Source organism: Rhizobium giardinii bv. giardinii H152, assembly GCF_000379605.1.
GTDB classification, from domain to species: Bacteria; Pseudomonadota; Alphaproteobacteria; order Rhizobiales; family Rhizobiaceae; genus Pararhizobium; species Pararhizobium giardinii.
In genome coordinates, this window is record NZ_KB902578.1 from 551,924 (window position 1) to 570,564 (window position 18,641).

The 18,641-nt window shown below is 60.1% G+C and carries 23 protein-coding genes; 17 read left to right on the plus strand and 6 right to left on the minus strand.

Going from position 1 to position 18,641, the window contains the following annotated elements; translation table 11 throughout:
- The first annotated feature begins 1 nt into the window (after nt 1).
- From A3AY_RS0102780 to visR, 7 genes are all read left to right on the plus strand, one after another.
- On the plus strand, nt 2–391 hold the full coding sequence (locus A3AY_RS0102780) for a response regulator (RefSeq protein WP_018324154.1): 390 nt from the start codon (nt 2–4) through the stop codon (nt 389–391).
- On the plus strand, nt 388–942 hold the full coding sequence (gene cheD, locus A3AY_RS0102785; RefSeq protein ID WP_018324155.1) for a chemoreceptor glutamine deamidase CheD: 555 nt from the start codon (nt 388–390) through the stop codon (nt 940–942). The genes A3AY_RS0102780 and cheD overlap by 4 nt, the downstream gene beginning before the upstream one ends.
- Before the next feature lie 112 nt (nt 943–1,054).
- Complete coding sequence (cheT, locus tag A3AY_RS0102790; RefSeq protein WP_026203043.1) at nt 1,055–1,447, plus strand: chemotaxis protein CheT; 393 nt, start codon at nt 1,055–1,057, stop codon at nt 1,445–1,447.
- A 298-nt stretch (nt 1,448–1,745) separates the two neighbouring features.
- A complete protein-coding gene (fliF, locus tag A3AY_RS0102795) occupies nt 1,746–3,434 on the plus strand; it encodes a flagellar basal-body MS-ring/collar protein FliF (RefSeq protein ID WP_018324157.1) in 1,689 nt (562 codons plus the stop codon).
- Nucleotides 3,435–3,714: 280 nt separating this feature from the next.
- A complete protein-coding gene (locus A3AY_RS38885; RefSeq protein WP_154663240.1) occupies nt 3,715–3,996 on the plus strand; it encodes a hypothetical protein in 282 nt (93 codons plus the stop codon).
- A gap of 254 nt (nt 3,997–4,250) precedes the next feature.
- A complete protein-coding gene (gene visN, locus A3AY_RS0102800) occupies nt 4,251–4,991 on the plus strand; it encodes a transcriptional regulator VisN (protein ID WP_026203044.1) in 741 nt (246 codons plus the stop codon).
- Nucleotides 4,992–5,001: 10 nt separating this feature from the next.
- Nucleotides 5,002–5,748 carry a transcriptional regulator VisR gene (gene visR, locus A3AY_RS0102805; RefSeq protein WP_018324159.1) on the plus strand — a complete coding sequence of 249 codons (747 nt, stop codon included), beginning with the start codon at nt 5,002–5,004 and terminating at the stop codon, nt 5,746–5,748.
- Between the two features lie 35 nt (nt 5,749–5,783).
- On the opposite strand, the gene A3AY_RS0102810 is transcribed toward visR, so the two are convergent.
- From A3AY_RS0102810 to motA, 6 genes are all read right to left on the minus strand, one after another.
- Nucleotides 5,784–6,224, minus strand: a complete 441-nt coding sequence (locus A3AY_RS0102810; RefSeq protein WP_018324160.1) for a hypothetical protein — start codon at nt 6,222–6,224, stop codon at nt 5,784–5,786.
- Between the two features lie 5 nt (nt 6,225–6,229).
- Entirely contained in the window at nt 6,230–7,306 is a 1,077-nt protein-coding gene (gene flhB / locus A3AY_RS0102815; protein WP_018324161.1) for a flagellar biosynthesis protein FlhB, read from the minus strand.
- Between the two features lie 206 nt (nt 7,307–7,512).
- Complete coding sequence (fliG, locus tag A3AY_RS0102820) at nt 7,513–8,544, minus strand: flagellar motor switch protein FliG (RefSeq protein ID WP_018324162.1); 1,032 nt, start codon at nt 8,542–8,544, stop codon at nt 7,513–7,515.
- 29 nt (nt 8,545–8,573) lie between these two features.
- On the minus strand, nt 8,574–9,197 hold the full coding sequence (gene fliN, locus A3AY_RS0102825; RefSeq protein ID WP_018324163.1) for a flagellar motor switch protein FliN: 624 nt from the start codon (nt 9,195–9,197) through the stop codon (nt 8,574–8,576).
- Between the two features lie 60 nt (nt 9,198–9,257).
- The gene (locus A3AY_RS0102830; protein WP_018324164.1) at nt 9,258–10,205 is read right to left on the minus strand and encodes a FliM/FliN family flagellar motor switch protein; all 948 of its coding nucleotides are present in this window, start codon (nt 10,203–10,205) and stop codon (nt 9,258–9,260) included.
- A gap of 4 nt (nt 10,206–10,209) precedes the next feature.
- Nucleotides 10,210–11,088, minus strand: a complete 879-nt coding sequence (gene motA, locus A3AY_RS0102835; RefSeq protein ID WP_018324165.1) for a flagellar motor stator protein MotA — start codon at nt 11,086–11,088, stop codon at nt 10,210–10,212.
- Nucleotides 11,089–11,274: 186 nt separating this feature from the next.
- On the opposite strand from motA, the gene A3AY_RS0102840 reads away from it, so the two are divergent.
- From A3AY_RS0102840 to A3AY_RS0102885, 10 genes are all read left to right on the plus strand, one after another.
- Nucleotides 11,275–12,054, plus strand: a complete 780-nt coding sequence (locus A3AY_RS0102840; RefSeq protein WP_018324166.1) for a DUF1217 domain-containing protein — start codon at nt 11,275–11,277, stop codon at nt 12,052–12,054.
- Nucleotide 12,055: 1 nt separating this feature from the next.
- Nucleotides 12,056–12,781: a flagellar basal-body rod protein FlgF gene (flgF, locus tag A3AY_RS0102845; protein ID WP_018324167.1), complete on the plus strand. Its 726-nt coding sequence runs from the start codon at nt 12,056–12,058 to the stop codon at nt 12,779–12,781.
- Nucleotides 12,782–12,856: 75 nt separating this feature from the next.
- Nucleotides 12,857–14,251, plus strand: coding sequence for a flagellar protein export ATPase FliI (fliI, locus tag A3AY_RS0102850; protein WP_018324168.1), 1,395 nt, complete (start codon nt 12,857–12,859; stop codon nt 14,249–14,251).
- Between the two features lie 6 nt (nt 14,252–14,257).
- Nucleotides 14,258–14,791: a hypothetical protein gene (locus A3AY_RS0102855; protein WP_018324169.1), complete on the plus strand. Its 534-nt coding sequence runs from the start codon at nt 14,258–14,260 to the stop codon at nt 14,789–14,791.
- A 244-nt stretch (nt 14,792–15,035) separates the two neighbouring features.
- Nucleotides 15,036–15,416, plus strand: a complete 381-nt coding sequence (flgB, locus tag A3AY_RS0102860) for a flagellar basal body rod protein FlgB (protein ID WP_026203046.1) — start codon at nt 15,036–15,038, stop codon at nt 15,414–15,416.
- 5 nt (nt 15,417–15,421) lie between these two features.
- Complete coding sequence (gene flgC, locus A3AY_RS0102865; RefSeq protein WP_018324171.1) at nt 15,422–15,841, plus strand: flagellar basal body rod protein FlgC; 420 nt, start codon at nt 15,422–15,424, stop codon at nt 15,839–15,841.
- Nucleotides 15,841–16,176, plus strand: coding sequence for a flagellar hook-basal body complex protein FliE (gene fliE, locus A3AY_RS0102870; RefSeq protein WP_018324172.1), 336 nt, complete (start codon nt 15,841–15,843; stop codon nt 16,174–16,176). Before flgC ends, fliE begins: the two co-directional genes overlap by 1 nt.
- Before the next feature lie 12 nt (nt 16,177–16,188).
- The gene (gene flgG, locus A3AY_RS0102875) at nt 16,189–16,977 is read left to right on the plus strand and encodes a flagellar basal-body rod protein FlgG (protein WP_018324173.1); all 789 of its coding nucleotides are present in this window, start codon (nt 16,189–16,191) and stop codon (nt 16,975–16,977) included.
- A 17-nt stretch (nt 16,978–16,994) separates the two neighbouring features.
- Nucleotides 16,995–17,516, plus strand: coding sequence for a flagellar basal body P-ring formation chaperone FlgA (flgA, locus tag A3AY_RS0102880; RefSeq protein ID WP_026203047.1), 522 nt, complete (start codon nt 16,995–16,997; stop codon nt 17,514–17,516).
- Nucleotides 17,513–18,628: a flagellar basal body P-ring protein FlgI gene (locus A3AY_RS0102885; protein WP_018324175.1), complete on the plus strand. Its 1,116-nt coding sequence runs from the start codon at nt 17,513–17,515 to the stop codon at nt 18,626–18,628. The genes flgA and A3AY_RS0102885 overlap by 4 nt, the downstream gene beginning before the upstream one ends.
- Nucleotides 18,629–18,641 lie beyond the last annotated feature (13 nt).

Genomic DNA, 18,641 nt, shown 5'->3' on the forward strand with positions numbered 1-18,641 from the left:
GATGTCACTTGCGGAAAAAATCAAAGTTCTGATCGTCGACGATCAGGTCACAAGTCGGCTGCTGCTCGGTGACGCGCTGCAGCAGCTCGGCTTCAAGCAGATCACGGCTGCCGGCGATGGCGAACAGGGCATGAAGATCATGGCCCAGCAGCCTCATCACCTGGTGATCTCGGACTTCAACATGCCGAAGATGGACGGCCTTGGCCTCCTGCAGGCGGTGCGTGCCAATCCAGCGACGAAGAAGGCGGCCTTCATTATCCTGACGGCGCAGGGCGACCGCGCACTGGTGACCAAGGCAGCCGCGCTCGGCGCCAACAACGTGCTGGCAAAGCCCTTCACGATCGAAAAGATGAAGGCTGCGATCGAGGCTGTTTTCGGGGCATTGAAATGATCATGGATACCGCGACCAAACGTGTGCATGTCATTCAGGGCGAATGGAAGGTGGTCAGCGATCCGGATGTCGTGCTTTCGACCATCCTTGGCTCCTGCGTGGCCGCGTGCATGCGTGATCCGGTCGCGGGCGTCGGTGGCATGAACCACTTCCTGCTGCCCGGCTCGGCCGAGGCGATGTCCTCGGGCGGTGATGCAACGCGCTATGGCGTGCATCTGATGGAACTGCTGATCAACGGGCTCCTCAAGAAGGGTGCGCGTCGGGAACGGCTGGAAGCGAAGATCTTCGGTGGTGCGAAGACGATCGCGCGCTTCTCTAACGTCGGCGAGCAGAATGCATTGTTCGCCCGGCAGTTCCTGATGGACGAAGGCATCAAGGTGGTCGGTGAGAGCACCGGCGGCGATCACGGCCGCAAGCTCGAATATTGGCCCCTCAGTGGCCGCGCCCGCCAATATGCGTTGACGGGCGTGGAAGCGCAAAAGGCCGTGGCCCAGGAGCAGCGCCCCCGGCCTGCACCGAAGCCAGCCGACAACACGATCGAGTTTTTCTAGCGCTTGGGCGGCGGCCTGGGATTTCCGTCCCGGGCGTGGCTTTGGCAAATTGTATAGCGTAGGCCGTCAGGGAAATCCGGGACGGCAGTTGCTGCCAGCGTGAGGGCGAGTAATGCGAACTGAATTGAAGAGCCATATGCCTCACGTAGACGAGGCGCTCCCGGATGTGATGATGCGCATCGTCTCCGAGCTCTATGACGTGGCTTATCTGATCGAGCGGATCGAACCGATGTTGAGCGATATCCACGGTGAAGCTGTTCTGGATTCAGCCGACCGTATCAAGGTTCTGCAGGGGATCGATCTCGCCGTTCAGAAGACACGCGGTCTTGCCGAATTCATCGACACTGTGACGGCGGCCATTCCGCAGCACTGGCTGGTTGACGTGACAACCGCCCTCAACCTGGTCAAGCTGGCAGACATGCAGAAATCGCTTGGCAACGGCTTGCTTCGGCACGGTCATTCACAGCCACTGACAGAAGCCGCCGGCGATTTCGAAGCCTTCTAGGCGCAGCTGCATTTTCCTTCGATTCGCTAACCGCCGCCTTGGTCGTCGCACTGAGGCGGCGGTCGCGTTTTGTGCCGTCCTTCCCGAAATCGGTTTTTGCACTGCGGTCAAAAGCAGGCCTTCAAGACAAGTTCGCGCAAGTTTCGTTTCCTAGTGTGCCAATCGGGGTTGGTAGATTTGGCGTGATTTGACGAAGGCCACGGACCGAATCGATCCGACAATCCCGAATGTTTGGATCTGTGCATGTCCCGGGCGATGTTGCCGGTAGGGAACATGCGCCACTGGGTGCGGAAACAGAATGAATCTGTTGGATCAACTTTCGACGGTCACGAAAAACCTGGCAAGTCTCGGCCAGGGCAAGCTGATCGCGCTGATAGCGGCCGGCGTCGTCGCAGTCGGGATCGTTCTCGCTGCCGGCCTTTATGTCAACAAGCCATCCTATGAGACGCTTTATGTTGGGCTCGAAAGCAGCGACCTCAATCAGGTCAGCGTCGCGCTCGCCGAAGCGAATATCGACTTTGCCGTGGGGGCTGATGGGTCGAGCGTGCAGGTGCCGGTCGGCATGACGGGCAAGGCTCGCCTCTATCTCGCCGAGCGCGGCCTGCCCAACAGCGCCAACGCCGGTTACGAACTCTTCGACAATGTCGGCTCGCTGGGCCTTACCTCCTTCATGCAGGAAGTCACCCGCGTCCGTGCGCTCGAGGGCGAAATCGCCCGCACCATCCAGCAGATTTCCGGAATTGCCGCCGCCCGCGTCCACATCGTCATGGCCGACCGGGGCAGCTTCCGCAAGACGGAACAGAAGCCGACGGCCTCGGTGATGATCCGGGCGAGCGCCAACATCGGCCGCAACGCTGCAGCATCCATCCGCCATCTGGTGGCTTCGTCCGTTCCGGGCTTGAGCATCGATGACGTCACCATCCTCGATTCCGCCGGCCAGCTTCTGGCCTCCGGCGATGATCCTGCCAACAGCGCCATGAATCAGTCGCTGGGCATCGTCCAGAATGTTCAGCAGGAAATCGAAAGCAATATCGACAAGGCGCTCGCACCTTTCCTCGGTATGGACAACTTCCGCGCCAGCGTCACCGCCCAGCTGAACACCGATACCCAGCAGATCCAGGAAACGGTCTTCGATCCGGAATCCCGCGTCGAGCGCTCGACCCGTATCACCAAGGAAGAACAGAAATCCAGCCAGCAGCAGGCGGACAACGCAGCGACCGTACAGCAGAACGTTCCACAGGCAGCACCGCAGGGCAACACGACCGGACCTCAGTCGAACGACCAGACCGAGAAGAAGGAAGAGCAGACCAACTACGAAATCAACTCGAAGACTGTAGCGACGGTCAAAAGCAGCTATACGGTCGAGAAACTCTCCGTCGCCGTGGTGGTCAACCGCGGCCGCGTTGCCGCCATGGTCGGCGAAGGCGCCGACCAGGCGAAGATCGACGCCTATATCAAGGACATGCAGAAGATCGTCGCGTCGGCCGTCGGCCTCGATCCAGCTCGCGGCGACGTGATCACGCTGACCGCCATGGACTTCGTCAACACGCAGCTGCTCGACGAGCCGGTCTCAGGTCCGGGCATCATGGAAACGCTGACCCGCAATCTCGGTGGCATCATCAACGCGCTTGCCTTCGTCGCGGTCGCAGTCGTGGTCGTCTGGATGGGCATGCGTCCGCTGGCCCGCTCGATGGGAATCGGCACGGGTGCCACGGCTCTTGCCGAGAACGAAGCCGTCGGCCTCGAGCTGCCGGACTTCTCGCCTGCCACGACGGGTGCTGCGGGCGGGGCGCTGATGGAAGGCTTCGGTTCCGACTTCGGGTTCGACAGCACCGACGACCTGCTCAGCCTCGGCGACGACAGCGAAGGCGGGTTCAATCGCCGGGTCAAGGAAGGCCCCGAACGCAGGCTTGCCCGCATGGTCGAGATCAGCGAGGAGCGCGCCGCCAAGATCCTTCGCAAGTGGGTTGCAGAAAAGGCGGCTTAGCCTTCGTCCGACATGGGCCGCGAAATACCAACCCGCCGTTCAGGCGGGTTTTTCTTCGGGAAGCGCCGCTCGGCCTGCCGGAAATAGACGCCTGCCCATTTCCTGTATTGCCGGATGCCTTTGGCGGCTTTGCAAGAATCGCGAGGCGACAGGTCAACGTAACGCCACGCGCCGGGATTCGTTATATTTAACCAACGGTTAATTTCCGCCCGAAGGCGGAGGCTTTGGTCTGAGATTTTGTCAGCCGCGTGCCATGTATTGATTCCAGAAATCGGGAGGAGTGCGAAATTATAGAAATATTACAGCAATACTATTTAGATTTATACTTTGGATGCCATGGCCAAGCGGGAAAATAGACATCAAAGGCGCTGATGCAATTCCGCAACAGCGCCGAAAAACAAATAAGAAAAGAGAAGAAACGACAAATTCGATTTGGCTTGCTGACGCTGGTTTAAGGAGCGTTTTTTCCGGGAACCGTGCCAATGTTGCGCCCGCCAGTTTGCTGGAAAATGCCGACAAGAAAAATTCTACAAATAAAAATCGTTTAATGTCAGATAATTAGGATATATCCTGTTTTAGGCATTCATTTTCGATCGGTATGCGGACCTGTCGATTTCGAATCGCTCCATGAAACCCGCCAAAAGTAAATCACGAGAAGGGGGGTAGTAGTTTTTCGCGGGGAGCGATGTACATTTTGTGTAGTGATTCGCGTACTAATTTGCGTCGGGTTAAGGAAAGCGGAATGCCTTGATCCGGGTGTCGGCGGCGGCAAACAGCGCTTGAATGAGCACGGACGAATCCATCAGGGGTAATGTCATGGATTCTCTACAGACAGAGATCGCAATCTGGCCGGTGCCGGTCGTTTCGGTGCGCGGCGCCGGACGAGGATTTTCGAAAGAACAACTGATCCGCAGGCTCGGCGAGTTTGCGGAACGTGGCAACCTCAGCAAGGGGCTTGCCGCGTTGACGGAATATGTCGGGGCCACCCACTATCTTCTGGCTCGCTATGATCTGTCGCAAGACGACGGTCTGGATTTCGTCGTGTGCTCGGATTGGCCGTTCGACGTGGTCAAGCGGCTCGGCAAGGTGCTGTCGCAGCTCCATTCCAAAACCAACGAGATGGAGAAATGTCTTTCCGTCATGCAGCCTGTCTTCATGGGCCTGCCGGATGACATCGACGTCAGCCGCGGCATCAGCCGCGAGTATTGTGCCGTCACCTTCAACGTCGGTCGCGCCCGCCTGTCCCTGATGCTGCTCTTCCCCCAGGATGTCATTCTCTCGCAAGAAAGCTTGAGGGATGTCGGTCTGCTGGCCGGATATTTCGCGAGCTTTACCAAGGAGCACGGCACCCGCGTCGATCGAGAATTCGAACTGACGGAACGCGAGCTCGAATGCCTCTTCTGGATTGCCGAGGGCAAGACCAGCGACGAGATTGCCGTCATCCTTGGCATCTCCCGCAACACCATCAACAACTACATCACCAGCGTGATGCGCAAGACCGCGACGAAGACCCGTTCCGAGGCGATCGCCTACGCTGTTCGCAACAACCTCGTCTAGGAATGCGGCCATGACCTTTTTCCTCTCGAATACCCGCGCCGCAGATGACCACAAGGGAGGACGGCTGCAAGCCAGGGCGTCTCGGGCGGCAACGCTCGTTACCCGGCTGCAAGGCATGCAGAAGCAGATCAACGCCAAGAACTTCTCGGTGCTGCGGTTGAACGGAAACGGCCTGCCTGCGTCATGCAAGCTGACTTGCGCGCTCGACAACTGGGGCGCCGCGGCCGAAGCCATGACACGCGAACTGGTGGCGGCCTATGGCGGCGAAATGCTTCAGCATCTGGATGTCTCGCTGCTGCCGCTTCTGTGGAACGGCATGGGCGAGCACCAAACTGCGGAGGCGCCGGATTTCGGTCGATTCACCCGTCGGCTGGAGGCGCGCCTTTTGCCCTATTGCGGCATTGCCCTGCCGGTCAGGCTCGGCGCACAGGGCAATGGCTATGTCGTGTTCACCGGCAGCTACATCGACCTGACGAGCGAGGTCATCATCGATCTGCACGGCCGCGCCTGCCAGATCATGACCGATCTGCTTGCCGCCGACGAGCGGCGCATGCTGCCGGCCGAAGCGCTGAGCGACCGCGAGATCGGCTGCCTGCAGATGGCCGGCGATGGCTATATCAGCGAAGAGATCGCCGAGAAGATGGGGCTGTCGGTGCATACGGTCAATGCCTACCTCGGCGCAGCAACGACCAAGCTGGATTCGGTCAACAGAATCCAGGCGATCGCGAAGGCCATTCGTCTCGGTTATATCAGCTGATTGGATTATTGGCCGTCATGGCCGGTTATCGCCGCTCAAATCGCAAGGGCGGTCGGATAGGATTTTACGAATTTCGCAGCGTTGAGGCTGTTTGCCAGGAACGCAGTATTCTCGTCCGGATCGCTGGACGGGCTCTTGAATGCGATATGGTTGATCTCGAGGCCGGCGGTATCCTTGCCGAGCGCCAGCCGGGCATAGACCGTCACGCCGTCCGGCTTCAACTCGAGATCGAGCGAGATTTCCGGTTCGGTATCCCAGTCAAGCGTGTAGTTGCCGCCGATACCGAAATTTACCGTGCCGGGAAGAAAATAGAGCTCCGCCGCGGAGGAAACCAGGTCGGCGAGGCTACCGTGTGATTCAAAACGAAGCAGCGCGATATAGTCGGCCGCATCGATCAGACGCAATTCGGTCGCAACAGGACGAATAGCATCGGCTACAATTTTTTCGCGCTGTTCGGAATATTCGCATTTTTTCATGTCTTTTACGTCACCCGTTTCGGCTGCGTGGCATAGATCCGGTGGATGAGTTCGGCGACTGCCTTATAAAACACCGGTGGAATCACACTATCAACCGAGACTTGCGCAAACATTGAGCGTGCGAGAGGCGGGTCCTCAAAAACGGGGATACCGTTCTCCTCTGCAATCTCGCGGATTTTCAGCGCGACAAGGTCCTGTCCCTTCGCGACGACGACCGGCGCATCGCCTTCCTCGCGCATGTAGCGGAGCGCGACGGCATAGTGGGTCGGGTTGGCGATGACGAGCGTGGCACGCGGAACAGAGGTGATCATGCGCCGGCGGGCGCGGTCGCGAGCGATCGAACGCAGCCGGGCGCGGACGATCGGGTCGCCCTGCGACTGCTTCAGCTCTTCCTTGACCTCCTGCTTGGTCATTCTGAGTTCGGTGTACCAGTGGTACCGTGTCCAGAAAAAATCCACGGCGGCGATGAGGCAGGTCGAGATCAGGATGACGATCATGATCTGGTTGAGATCGCCGGACATCGTCGCGAGGATTGTCAGCGGATCGGAGAACATCGAATCGAGCGTGGCGTAGTAGTCGTTCCAGAGCGTCAGGACGATGATGATCGAGACGACCAGGATCTTGAACAGCGCCTTGGCGAATTCGACGAGGCCCTGGATGCCGTAAATCCGCTTCAAGCCGGCCATCGGCGAAATGCGATTCAGTTTCGGCGCGATCCGGTCGAACACCGGTGTTGGAAGATTCTGCAGGATGGACGAGCCGACGCCGAACACGATCAGCAGCGTGAAGAACGGGATCATCAGCGCGCTCGCCTTCCAGAGAAGATGCGAGACAAGCGCCACCACGTCCGTCGCGGTGTCGATGCGCCACGCTTCGGGTTGCTCGAAGATGTCCTTGAGCGATTCGGCGACGGTTGAAAAACCCTGGGGGAGAAAGAAGACGATGAAAATATAGGTGGCGACGACCGATGCGAACATCGTCACCTCGCGCGAGAAGGGCGTGTTGCCCTTCTCTATGGCGTCGTTCATTTTCTTTTCAGACGGCGATTCTGTTTTGCTGTCTTTGTCCTGATCGTCCGACATCGGATGAAGATCTCTTGCTCCTGAGGGCGGCCGCTGCCGTCTCGCGGTTGTGGGCCGAGGTCGCGGAGGATGCAAGAAAGTTATGCGCGGAATCGCGGTGCTTCACAGAAACAGAGATGGAGGCATCAAAAAAGCCCCTGAACCAGCATTCAAGGGGCTTTGCGGTTTTGCGGGCAAGAGGGCAGGCAGCGAGGCGCCGGACAGGGTCAGGCTGCGGCTGCGTCCCGTTCCTTGAGCTCGATTTGGCCGCTGGACGCGAGACGAATGGCTTCCTGGGTGATCGAACGCCGGGCAATCGCGATATCGCGCGGGTTGATGCCGGCATCGCCGGCCGCGAGATCCGATTCGATCATGCGGCGCTGGCGGGCGCCGATGGCGGCGAGCACCGCTTCGCGCAGCTCCATGCTCGATCCGCGCAGCGCCATGGTGATGATGTCGCTCGACACGTCGTTGAAAAGCTGAACGCGGCTGCGCTGCGGCATGGTGAGGACGTCGTCGAAGAGGAAGATCTTCGGACGGACCTTCTTGACCGCTTCGGTGTTGATCGATGCGAGCGATGCAAGAAGCGTATCGACCTGAGTCTTTTCGAGCTCGTTCATCACTTCTGCAATCTTGTTGGATCCAGCCGAGTTGCGGTCTGCGTCCAGCTCGCGCATCAGTTCCACGACGCGCGTCTCGATGATTTGAGCGGCCTTTGGGCTGACATTCTTCATGTTGACGGCGCGGTTGATGATATCGGCGCGGCTGCTTTCCGGCAGCTGCAGCAGAACCTTTGCGCCGAAGGTCGACGGCATCATCGACAATACATAGGCGATCGTCTGCGGGTGTTCCTTGCCAAGATGCTGGGCGACGTAGACCGGATCGGAGTCCTGCAGGCGATCCCAGATATTGGCTTCATAGGCTGCGAAAGTTGCGCGGCGGCCGAGCAGCCCGTCCACTTCGTCGGGTGTCAGGCCCTCTTCGAGAATGCCTTCGATGGCCTTGGCATTGTCCATCAGGCCGGCGCCTTCGGTGAACAGGTCCTCGAACTCGTTGACCAGGATTTCCAGTTCGTGGGGCGGTATCGACCGAAGCGACTGGGCCGAGGCGATGATGCCTTGCAGTTCGCTCTGGGTGAAGAACTTTAACAATTTTCCGGCGACCGGCTTGCCCATCGCAAGCAGAACGGCTGCGGCCTTGTCCATCTGACTGAGAGGCCTCGTCGGCGAGGAAGCTTCAAAATTGTCGAAATCCATCATGGATTGATCCTCATAACCCGTGATCGGGTTCAAACTTTACTGGTACCCTTGATCTCGATGAGTTTAACACCGAAACGTGTCTCGTCCTCGTCGAGCACGGTAATCTCGCCGCGGCCGATCACACGGCCGTTGACGACGATTTCGACCGGCTCTCCGATCTTGCGGTCGAGCGCGATGGTTGCGCCCTCCGTCAGGTTCATCAGGCCGGAGACCTGCATCCGGCTGGTGCCCAGAACGATCTGAACATCGATCGGGATGTCCATGATCAGGTCGAGATTGGCCGTCATGCCGCTGCCCGGCTCGGTGGAGGACATCTCCTCGAAGCTGCTCGAACCGCCGAAATCGCTGCCGCCGAACGATCCGGCGTCAAACGATGAGCCGGCTGCGCCCTGGTCGAGGTCGCCGAAGCTGCTGCTGTCGCCGAAATCGCCGCCGAAGCTGCTGAGATCGGTTTCGGCCCCGAACGTGCTGCCGAAATCCGATGTTTCGCCAACCGGCGTGGCCGCGAAATCCATGCCGAAATCGGTCGCCGGAGCAGTGCCTGCAGCGTTGCTCTGTAGGACGCCACGCAGATCGTCGATGGCCTGATCGAGCTCGGCATCGCCGGCGCTCAGGATCGTCTTGTCTTCAATTCGTGCTTTCTTCGGTGCCATGTGCGAACTATTCCAGTTGAAACTTGCCCCAACCATGTTGCCGGGTAAGGCAGGGGGGGTTTAACTCATGAGATGGTGGAGAATGTCGCTCTCCGAACCGTGGGTATCCTTGATCCGAACCGTATATCTTGCGCCGGACCGGCCGAGCTCGCAGACATAGAGGTCGCGGCCGTTGGCGCTGATTTCGACACGCACGTCCTTGGCGTCTTGGAAGGGAATGACATCGCCCGGCTGCAGGCGGCTGATCGTATCGAGGGTCAGGTCCTCGAGCCTGATGCGGGCTTCGAGGTCGACGGCCGAGCGGCGGACCTGCTGCTCCAGCTGTTCGCCCCACGCGCTCTTGGCCTTGCGGGCCTGTGCGACGCCCTTTGGGAAGACAACGGTGGTCTTCAGCAAGACCTGCTGCGGCACGATGATCGAGAACGTCGAGAGTACCGGTCCAAGGCCCATCGTCACGTTGACGCAGGCGGCAAAGACATCCTTGACATCCGGGTCCGCAGCCGGTCGTTCGGTGGCATTGTGGGGCCGTGCGACGGACGGCTCGAAGCCCCCGGCGGCGCTGACGGCCGATTTCAGCACATCGGCGATCTTTTCGAACACCATGGAGGCAACGTCGAGCTCGATATTGGAGAGCGTCCGCGGCCTCGGTTCTTCAATGGCGGTCGGCGGCGCGCCGAGCAGGATTTCCATCAGGGTGATGATCACCGGGCTGTCGCAGCTGAGAACGATGTCCGGGCACCAGTTGCGCAGTGACGTGTCACACAGCGCCACGCCGTCGCCGAGCCTGGCGATCAGCTCCGACTTCAGCCCCGTGTCGAAGCCGGCATAGCCGATCTCGATATCGAGGCCGGTCTCGTTCTGGAAGATGTCCGGCAGGAACTCCGCAAAGACATGGCCGATATCACTGCACAGTTTGCCGATGGTCTTGGTATCGCCGAGCGCACCGGTCATGCGGGCGAGCAGCTTGCGGTCGAAGGTGTAGACGTTGTCTTTCGATGCTGCCGTCATGGGATCAAGCCGCCTTGCTTTCGCCGCCGCCGCCGGGGTTCATCATTTCCTGCTCGACGGCGTCGATCGACGGACGCTCGTAGGCGGAGATGGTCTTGCGGCCGTATTCGAGCGCGACCTGGGGCACCGAACCGTTCATGTAGGCAAGCAGCGTCTGCTTGACGATGATGTAGAGACGGTTCTGCTTGTCGCGGACAGCCTTGATGTTGGCGATCACCGGGCTGGTAATGCAATAGGACAGGAAGATGCCGAGCATCGTGCCGACGAGGGCTGCGGCGATCTTGGCGCCGAGGACCTCGGGCGCCTCGCTGATTGCGCCCATCGCCTTGATGACGCCGAGGACGGCCGCGACGATGCCGATCGCCGGAAAGGCGTCGCTCATCGTGGTCAGCGCGTGATAGACCTTCATCTTGTCGTGCGTGATGGTATTGATCTCTTCGTCCATCAGCGCCTCGATCTCGTGCGAGCGCGCATTGCCGATGATGATCAGGCGTACGTAATCGCAAATGAAGGCGGTCAGTTCCTTGTTTTTCAAGACTGTTGGCGCGGACTGGAAGATCGAGGATTCGTCGGGGTTGTCTATGTGGCTTTCGATCTCGTTGCGCGATTTCGTGCGCAGGTCGCGCATCAGGCTGTAGAGAACGCCCAGAGTATCGAGATAGTTGCGCTCCTTCGGCACCTTGTGGGCGAAGGCTTCGCCGAGCGCCTTGCCGGTATCCTTCAGCACCTTCATCGAATTGGCCATCACGTAGCCGCCGAGACCGGCGCCGCCGATGATGACAAGCTCGAAGGGCTGGTTCAGGACCTCCATGTGACCACCCATGGCAATGAAGCCGCCAAGGATACAGCCAATCGTCAAGACGAGCCCGATGATGATGTTCATTTCGATACCTGCCGCAAAGGTGGATTTTCGACCGTATCGTTATGCCTTCAGCCTTGCGTGAGGCTGGCTGTCGGCCTCCCTCCCCATGGGCTTCCGCGCAAACAGGTTCGCACAAGCAAGCTCCGGCAGTTTTCCGCCCAATCGGCGCGAATTGCGCCATGTCTCATGGATGAACGGGGAAATGTCGTGACGACGACTTATACCAGCTACCAGATGATAGCAGGCAACCTCACCAAATCGTTGGAACGCGTATCCGAGCAGCCCGATGTTGCTCGGGAGACCGAATATTATCTGGCCAATATCGGCAACGTCAAAACGATCGATGATTTCTTCGCCGACACACGGCTGTATAATTATGCGATCAAGGCACACGGTCTCGAAGACATGGGCTATGCCAAGGCCTTCATGCGCAAGGTGCTGACCGAGGGCATCGACAGCGATGACGCCTTTGCCAAGCAATTGACCGACAGCCGCTACACCGATCTGGTCGAATCTCTGAACTTCGCCCGCCACGGCACGAGCGCCACGTCTTTCGACAAGGCGCAGAAGGGTGTCATCGACAAGTATGCGCGTCAGACCCTGGAGCAGAATGCCGGCGAGGAAAATTCCGGCGTTCGCCTGGCGCTCTACCTCGCGCGCATGGCCCCCTCGATCACCACTGCCTATGGGCTGCTCGCCGATGAAGCATTGGCGCAGGTGACACGCACGCTGATGCAGATGCCCGACGAGTTTGCCGCTTCCGACATCGACAAGCAGGCGGCTGCGATCGAAGGTGCCATCGACATCAAGGATTTCCAGGATCCGACCAAGCTGTCGAAGATGCTTGATCGGTTCACGACACTTTGGGAACTCAACAATTCCTCGGACCCCTACGATCCGCTCGCCGTCTTCGGTTCCTCCAGCGGCTACGGCATCTCCTCCGATCTGCTGCTTTCCATCAATACGCTGAAACTCGGGGGACGCTGATATGCAAACCGGTCTCTATGTTGCTGTCTCCTCCCAGATAGCGCTTGAAAAGCGCATGAACACGCTGGCCGACAACGTCGCCAATTCAACCACCGTCGGATTCCGTTCGACGGAGGTGAAGTTCAACCAGTTGCTTGGCGATACGCGGCCGACCAAAGTCTCTTTCGTGTCCGAAGGTCAGGAATTCCTCAATACCAACAATGGCGGCCTGGACCGGACCGGCAACCAGCTGGATTTCGCCATCAAGGGCGATGCCTGGTTCCAGATCGACACGCCAGCCGGTTCCGCGTTGACCCGAGACGGCCGCTTCACGCTGACTGAAACAGGCGATCTGGTGACCCTGCGCGGATATCCGGTCCTCGACGCCGGCGGTGCACCGATCCGGCTCAACTCTCAGGCGGGTGAAATCAAGGTGGGCGCAGACGGCGCCATCCAGCAGAATGGAACGCAGGTTGCTGCCCTCGGGCTCTACGAAGCCAATTTCGCCAATGGCTTTTTTCGACACGACAACAGCGCGGTGATCCCGAACTCGGCCGCCGCGCCCGTCGTCGACCGTTTCGATGTCGGCGTCATGCAGGGTTATGTCGAGGAATCGAACGTCAATCCGGTCCAGGAAATGTCGCAGCTGATCATGGTGTCGCGTGCCTTCGAAAACATCACTTCGCTCATGCGCGACAGTGAAGGTTCGCTCGACGAGGCGATCAAGACGCTGGGCGGCAGCAAGTAGGCCTGATTTTTCAAACGGCGGAAGCCAGGCCCGAAGATGCTCGGAAGAGCAGGAAGCTAGACGGCAGGAACCGGAATGCAGAACGAGAAACTCCAGATCCGTAATTCCTCGACATCGCTCGCGGCGCTCGCGGGCCTTGTCGGGCGTTATTCCAATCCGGAGTTTTCGGTCGCCCCGGGCGGTCACGTCCAGACGATTTCCGCCGGTTACTATACCGTGACGGGGCTTTCCCGGCACGTGCGCCTCGGTGAATTTGTTGCCCATAAGAGCGCGACGGGCATTCATCTCGGCGAAGTCGTCAAGGTCGAGCAGGAGACCGTCGTCGTCTGTCCGATCGAGCCCGGCGATCCGATCGGTATTCATGACACGGTGATCCGCAAGGGCGCTTTCCGTATTGCGCCGACGGAATCCTGGTGCGGTCGCACGATCAATTCGCTGGGCGAGCCGATCGATGGCCGCGGCCCGCTGTTGCAGGGTGATGTTCGCCGGTCGATTTCCAACACGGCGCCGCCGTCGATGACCCGCAAGCGCGTCGAGCACGGCTTCCGCACCGGTGTCCGGGCAATCGACATCTTTTCCCCGCTCTGCCTCGGCCAGCGTCTCGGCGTCTTCGCCGGTTCCGGTGTCGGCAAGTCGACGCTTCTGTCAATGCTGGCCCGCGCCGATGCTTTCGACAAGGTCGTCATCGCGCTGGTCGGTGAACGTGGCCGTGAAGTGCGCGAATTCATCGAGGATACGCTGGGCGATAACCTTGCCAAGTCGGTCGCTGTGGTGGCGACCAGCGATGAAAGCCCGATGCTGCGCAAGATGGCGCCGCTGACGGCCGTCACGATCGCCGAGCATTACCGCGACCAGGGCAACAACGTCCTTTTGATCATCGACAGCGTCACCCGTTTTGCTCATGCCATCCGCGAGGTCGCGACAGCCTCCGGCGAACCGCCGATCGCGCGCGGCTATCCGGCCTCAGTTTTCACCGAATTGCCGCGATTGCTCGAGCGCGCCGGTCCGGGAGCAGAGGGGACCGGCACGATCACTGCGATCATTTCCATTCTCGTCGACGGCGACAACCACAACGACCCGATCGCCGACTCCACCCGCGGGATTCTCGACGGCCATATCGTCATGGATCGCAGCCTGGCTGAAGAGGGCCGCTATCCGCCGGTCAACCCGCTTGCTTCGGTCTCGCGTCTCGCCCGTAAAGCCTGGACGCCGGATCAGGAAAAGCTGGTGGCGCGGTTGAAATCACTGATCCACCGTTTCGAGGAAACCCGCGACCTCAGGCTGATCGGTGGGTATCGGGCGGGCAGCGACCCGGATCTCGACATGGCGATCAAGCAGGTTCCGGTCATCTACGAGATCCTGAAACAGACGCCGGGCGAGCGGCCGGCCCTCGATGCGTTCACCGACCTTGCAAATGCGCTGAAGGCGGCGGCGACCGGCGGCCAGGCGCAGAACATGCGAAAGGGGTAAGCGGTGATGGAATATGATGCCGACGAAGTCGTGCCGCAGCGCAAGCGCAGCGACCGCACGCCGCTGATCGACAAGGCGCTAGGTGCGACCGGTATCGCCCTTGCAGCCCTTGCGACATTCTTTCCCTGGTATGCTTTCCTGCATCAGGACGAGTTCTCGATGCCGTCGCTGTGGCAGGGCAGCACCCGTGACCTGCCGGGTCGCGCCGGCTCCGGCGGTGTCTCCTCGCCCTTGGCCATGACGGACCGTGATGCCGCCACGCAGGCGGCGATTGATCAACTGACCACAGCGACGGTTCCGGAGCGAGAGAGCAGGAAGCTGGGCGTGGACGATGGCCTGGAACAGCCGTTTCCGGCGGCTGTTGGCTTCAAGCTCGTCCATGTCGCCAATGGCCGTGCGCTGATCGAAGATGGTAGCGGCATGTATATTGTCCGGATCGGCTCGATCCTGCCGGACAACAGCCGCCTTGCCACACTGGAGCAGCGCAACGGGCGCTGGGTGATGATCACCTCCAAGGGCGAAATCCAGCAGGCTGAGTGAATAGGCGTATCGACGTCGTGCCGCCATCTGCCTGCATGTCGTCGCTGCCGGGTAGCGGGCTGCCGGCACAAAGGCGTTGCAATGCGCCGAACCAACCCCGTTCCATCGTTTCGACCGGCGTTATGCGCATGCGCGACGAAGCTGTCGCTGCAAGGCGGCGAGCATTGCAGCGCATCGCCTCTCAATTCAGTCCCACGCAAGATTGCTTGCATAGGTTCTCCATCAACAAGCATGGAGTCGCATGATGCAACCTATACAGCTTTTTGATCTCGCGTCGCGACAGGCGCAATGGCTGGCGGTCCGCCAGAACGTCGTCGCCGGCAACATCGCCAACGCCAATACGCCGCACTACGCCGCCAAGGACGTCAAGCCGTTCGAAAGCGTGCTGCAGGAAACCGGCTTTCAGATGGCAGCCACCAATCCCGCCCATTTGACTGACGGAAGCACCGCCGCCCAGGTTACGGAAATCAGCTTGATCAGCGATGCGGAAGTCCAGCAGTCGGGCAACAGCGTGCAGCTGGAGCAGGAACTGATGAAGACCGGCGAGGTCAAGCGCGACTACGAGCTCAACACCGGGCTCGTAAAGGCGTTTCATCGGATGATGCTCATGACGGTACGGAAATAAGCGCGATGGATCCTCTGGTTTCAGCTCTCAAAGTTTCAGCCTCGGGTCTGGAAGCGGAATCGACGCGGCTGCGCATCGTTTCGGAAAATATCGCCAACGCCCGCTCGACTGGCGACGCGCCCGGAACCGATCCTTATCGCCGCAAGACCGTCAGTTTTGCAGCGGAAATCGATCGCGCCAGCGGCGCCTCCACCGTCGAGGTCCAGCGCCTTGGAACGGACGATTCCGATTTCACCATCGAGTTCGATCCGGGCAATCCGGCTGCCGACGACAAGGGCATGGTCAAGCTGCCGAACGTCAACGTGCTGATCGAAATGGCCGACATGCGGGAAGCGAACCGCGCCTATGAAGCCAATCTCCAGACCACCAAGCAGGCGCGCGACCTGATCTCCGCAACAATCGACCTCCTGAGGGCTTCGCAATAATGATCAATGCAATTGAGACCATCAGCGCGGCAATTTCGACCGTCAAGGATATCACCAGCACATCGAGCGCCTCGTCGGCACAGAACGTCCTCGGCGGCGCAGCCGCGGCCGGCAGCTCGCAGAGCTTTGCAGACGTCATGGGCAGCATGGCGGCCGAGATGACCAACAGCCTCAAGCAATCGGAAGTGGCTTCCATCCAGGGCATCCGCGGCGAGGCCAACACTCGCGAAGTCATCGATTCCGTCATGAGTGCCGAGCAGTCGCTGCAAACCGCCATCGCCATCCGCGACAAGGTGGTCAGCGCCTATCTCGAAATCGCACGCATGCCGATTTAAAGGATAAGAATAATGAAGGCTCTCTCGATCGCCGCGACCGGCATGAACGCCCAGCAGTTGAACCTGGAAGTGATCGCAAACAATATCGCGAACATCAACACCACCGGTTACAAGCGCGCGCGGGCGGAGTTCTCCGACCTTCTCTACCAGACCGAGCGCGCGCAGGGCGTACCGAACCGCGCCAACCAGGCGATCGTGCCGGAAGGCGCCAACATCGGTCTCGGCGTCCAGACGTCTGCTGTGCGCAACCTGCATCTGCAGGGGAGTTTGGTTAGCACCGGCAACGACCTCGACCTGGCGCTGATCGGTCGCGGCTGGTTCCAGATCGAAACCCCGGACGGCGAGACGGCCTACACCCGAGCCGGCGCCTTCAACACCAATGCCGACGGCCAGCTCGTCACGATCGACGGCTACACGGTAATTCCGGAAATCACCGTGCCGCAGAATGCGAGCGAGATCACGGTCAGTTCGTCCGGCCAGGTGACGGTCCGTATCGGCAACGACACCGTGCCGCAGGAAATCGGCCAGCTGACGATCGCAAACTTCGTCAACGAGGCGGGTCTTGAGCCGCAGGGCGACAATCTCTTCAAGCAGACGCCGGCTTCCGGCGAGCCGGTGATCGGCACGCCGGCCGACCCGGGCTACGCGCAGATCAAACAGAAGTACCTCGAAGCGTCGAACGTCGATCCGGTCAAGGAAATCACCGACCTGATCTCCGCCCAGCGCGCCTACGAAATGAATTCGAAGATCATCCAGGCCGCCGACGAAATGGCTGCGACGGTCAGCAAGAACCTGAGATAACAGAGGGAATGGCAAACATGATGTTTCGCCGGACTGCCAAGGCATCGATCGTGACAGCTGCTGCCACCCGCGGAGGATTTCTTCTGCGGGCGCTGGCCGTGACAGGCTCTGTTTGCGTCTGGACAATGTCTCCGGGCCTGGTGCATGCCGAAAAGCGCATGGCGGTCATTCCCACCCAGACGATCTATCCCGGCGAAATCATCGAAGCTAGCCGTCTCGAAGAGGTCGAGGTGACCAACCCTGCGCTCACGGGCGACTATGCGACGTCGACCGAGCAGGTGACCGGCAAGGTAACCAGCCGGACGCTGCTCGCGGGGCGGGTCATCCTCATGTCGGGCCTGCGCGATCCCTATACGGTCGAGCGCGGCAAGGCGGTGCGGATCGTCTTTACCAACGGGCCGCTGACCATAACGGCCGGTGGCTCCCCATTGGAGAATGCCGCGGTGGGCGACCTGATTCGGGTTCGCAACACGGATTCTGGCGTCATTGTTTCCGGGACGGTGATGAAAGACGGAACAATTCATGTGGTGGCAAAATGATCTTTCGTTTCGGCAAATGGTGCCTGGCGTTTATCGTCGTCTTCGCAACCGCGATCACGCCGGTTGAGGCTGCCTCGCGCATCAAGGATGTCGCCTCGGTCCAGTCAGGGCGGGACAACCAGTTGATCGGCTACGGTCTCGTGGTCGGCCTTCAGGGAACCGGCGACAGCCTGCGTTCCTCGCCGTTCACCGCGCAATCGCTGCGCGCCATGCTGCAGAACCTCGGTATTTCGACACAGGACGACGAATCCCGAGCGAAGAATATCGCAGCGGTTCTGGTCACAGCCAATCTGCCGCCTTTCGCGAGCGCCGGCAGCCGCATCGATGTGACCGTCGGATCGCTCGGCGATTCCACCTCGCTTCGCGGCGGTACGCTGGTGATGACCTCGCTTTCCGGAGCTGACGGCCAGATCTATGCGGTAGCTCAAGGGTCGGTCGTCGTCACGGGGTTCAATGCACAGGGCGATGCCGCCTCCGTGACGCAAGGTGTCACCACGTCGGGCCGCGTTCCGAACGGTGCCATCATCGAGCGCGAATTGCCGGCCAAGTTCAAGGATGCGTTCAATCTCGTCCTTCAGCTGAGAAACCCCGATTTCTCCACCGCGGTCGGCATGGCTGTAGCGATCAACCGCTACAGCAAGAACCAGTTCGGCGGCAACATCGCTCAGGCGCAGGATTCCCAGACGGTCATCATCGACAAGCCGAAGATGGCTGATCTCTCCCGCCTGATGGCCGATATAGAAAACCTCGTCATCGAGACCGACGTGCCCGCGCGTGTCGTCATCAACGAGCGTACCGGGACGATTGTGATCGGACAGGACGTGCGGATCAACAAGGTTGCCGTCAGCTACGGCACGTTGACGGTTCAGGTGAGCGAGACGCCGACTATTGTGCAGCCGGAGCCGTTTTCAAACGGCGAAACGGCTGTCGAGCCGAACACGACCATCGACGCGTCGCAGGACGGCGGCACGGTCGCCATTCTCGACGGCTCGAACCTGCGGTCTCTGGTCGCCGGGCTCAACAGCATCGGCGTGAGGCCGGACGGTATCATTTCCATTCTCCAGGGCATCAAGACGGCCGGTGCCCTCCAGGCGGAGCTCGTATTGCAATGACCGTACCTAGTCC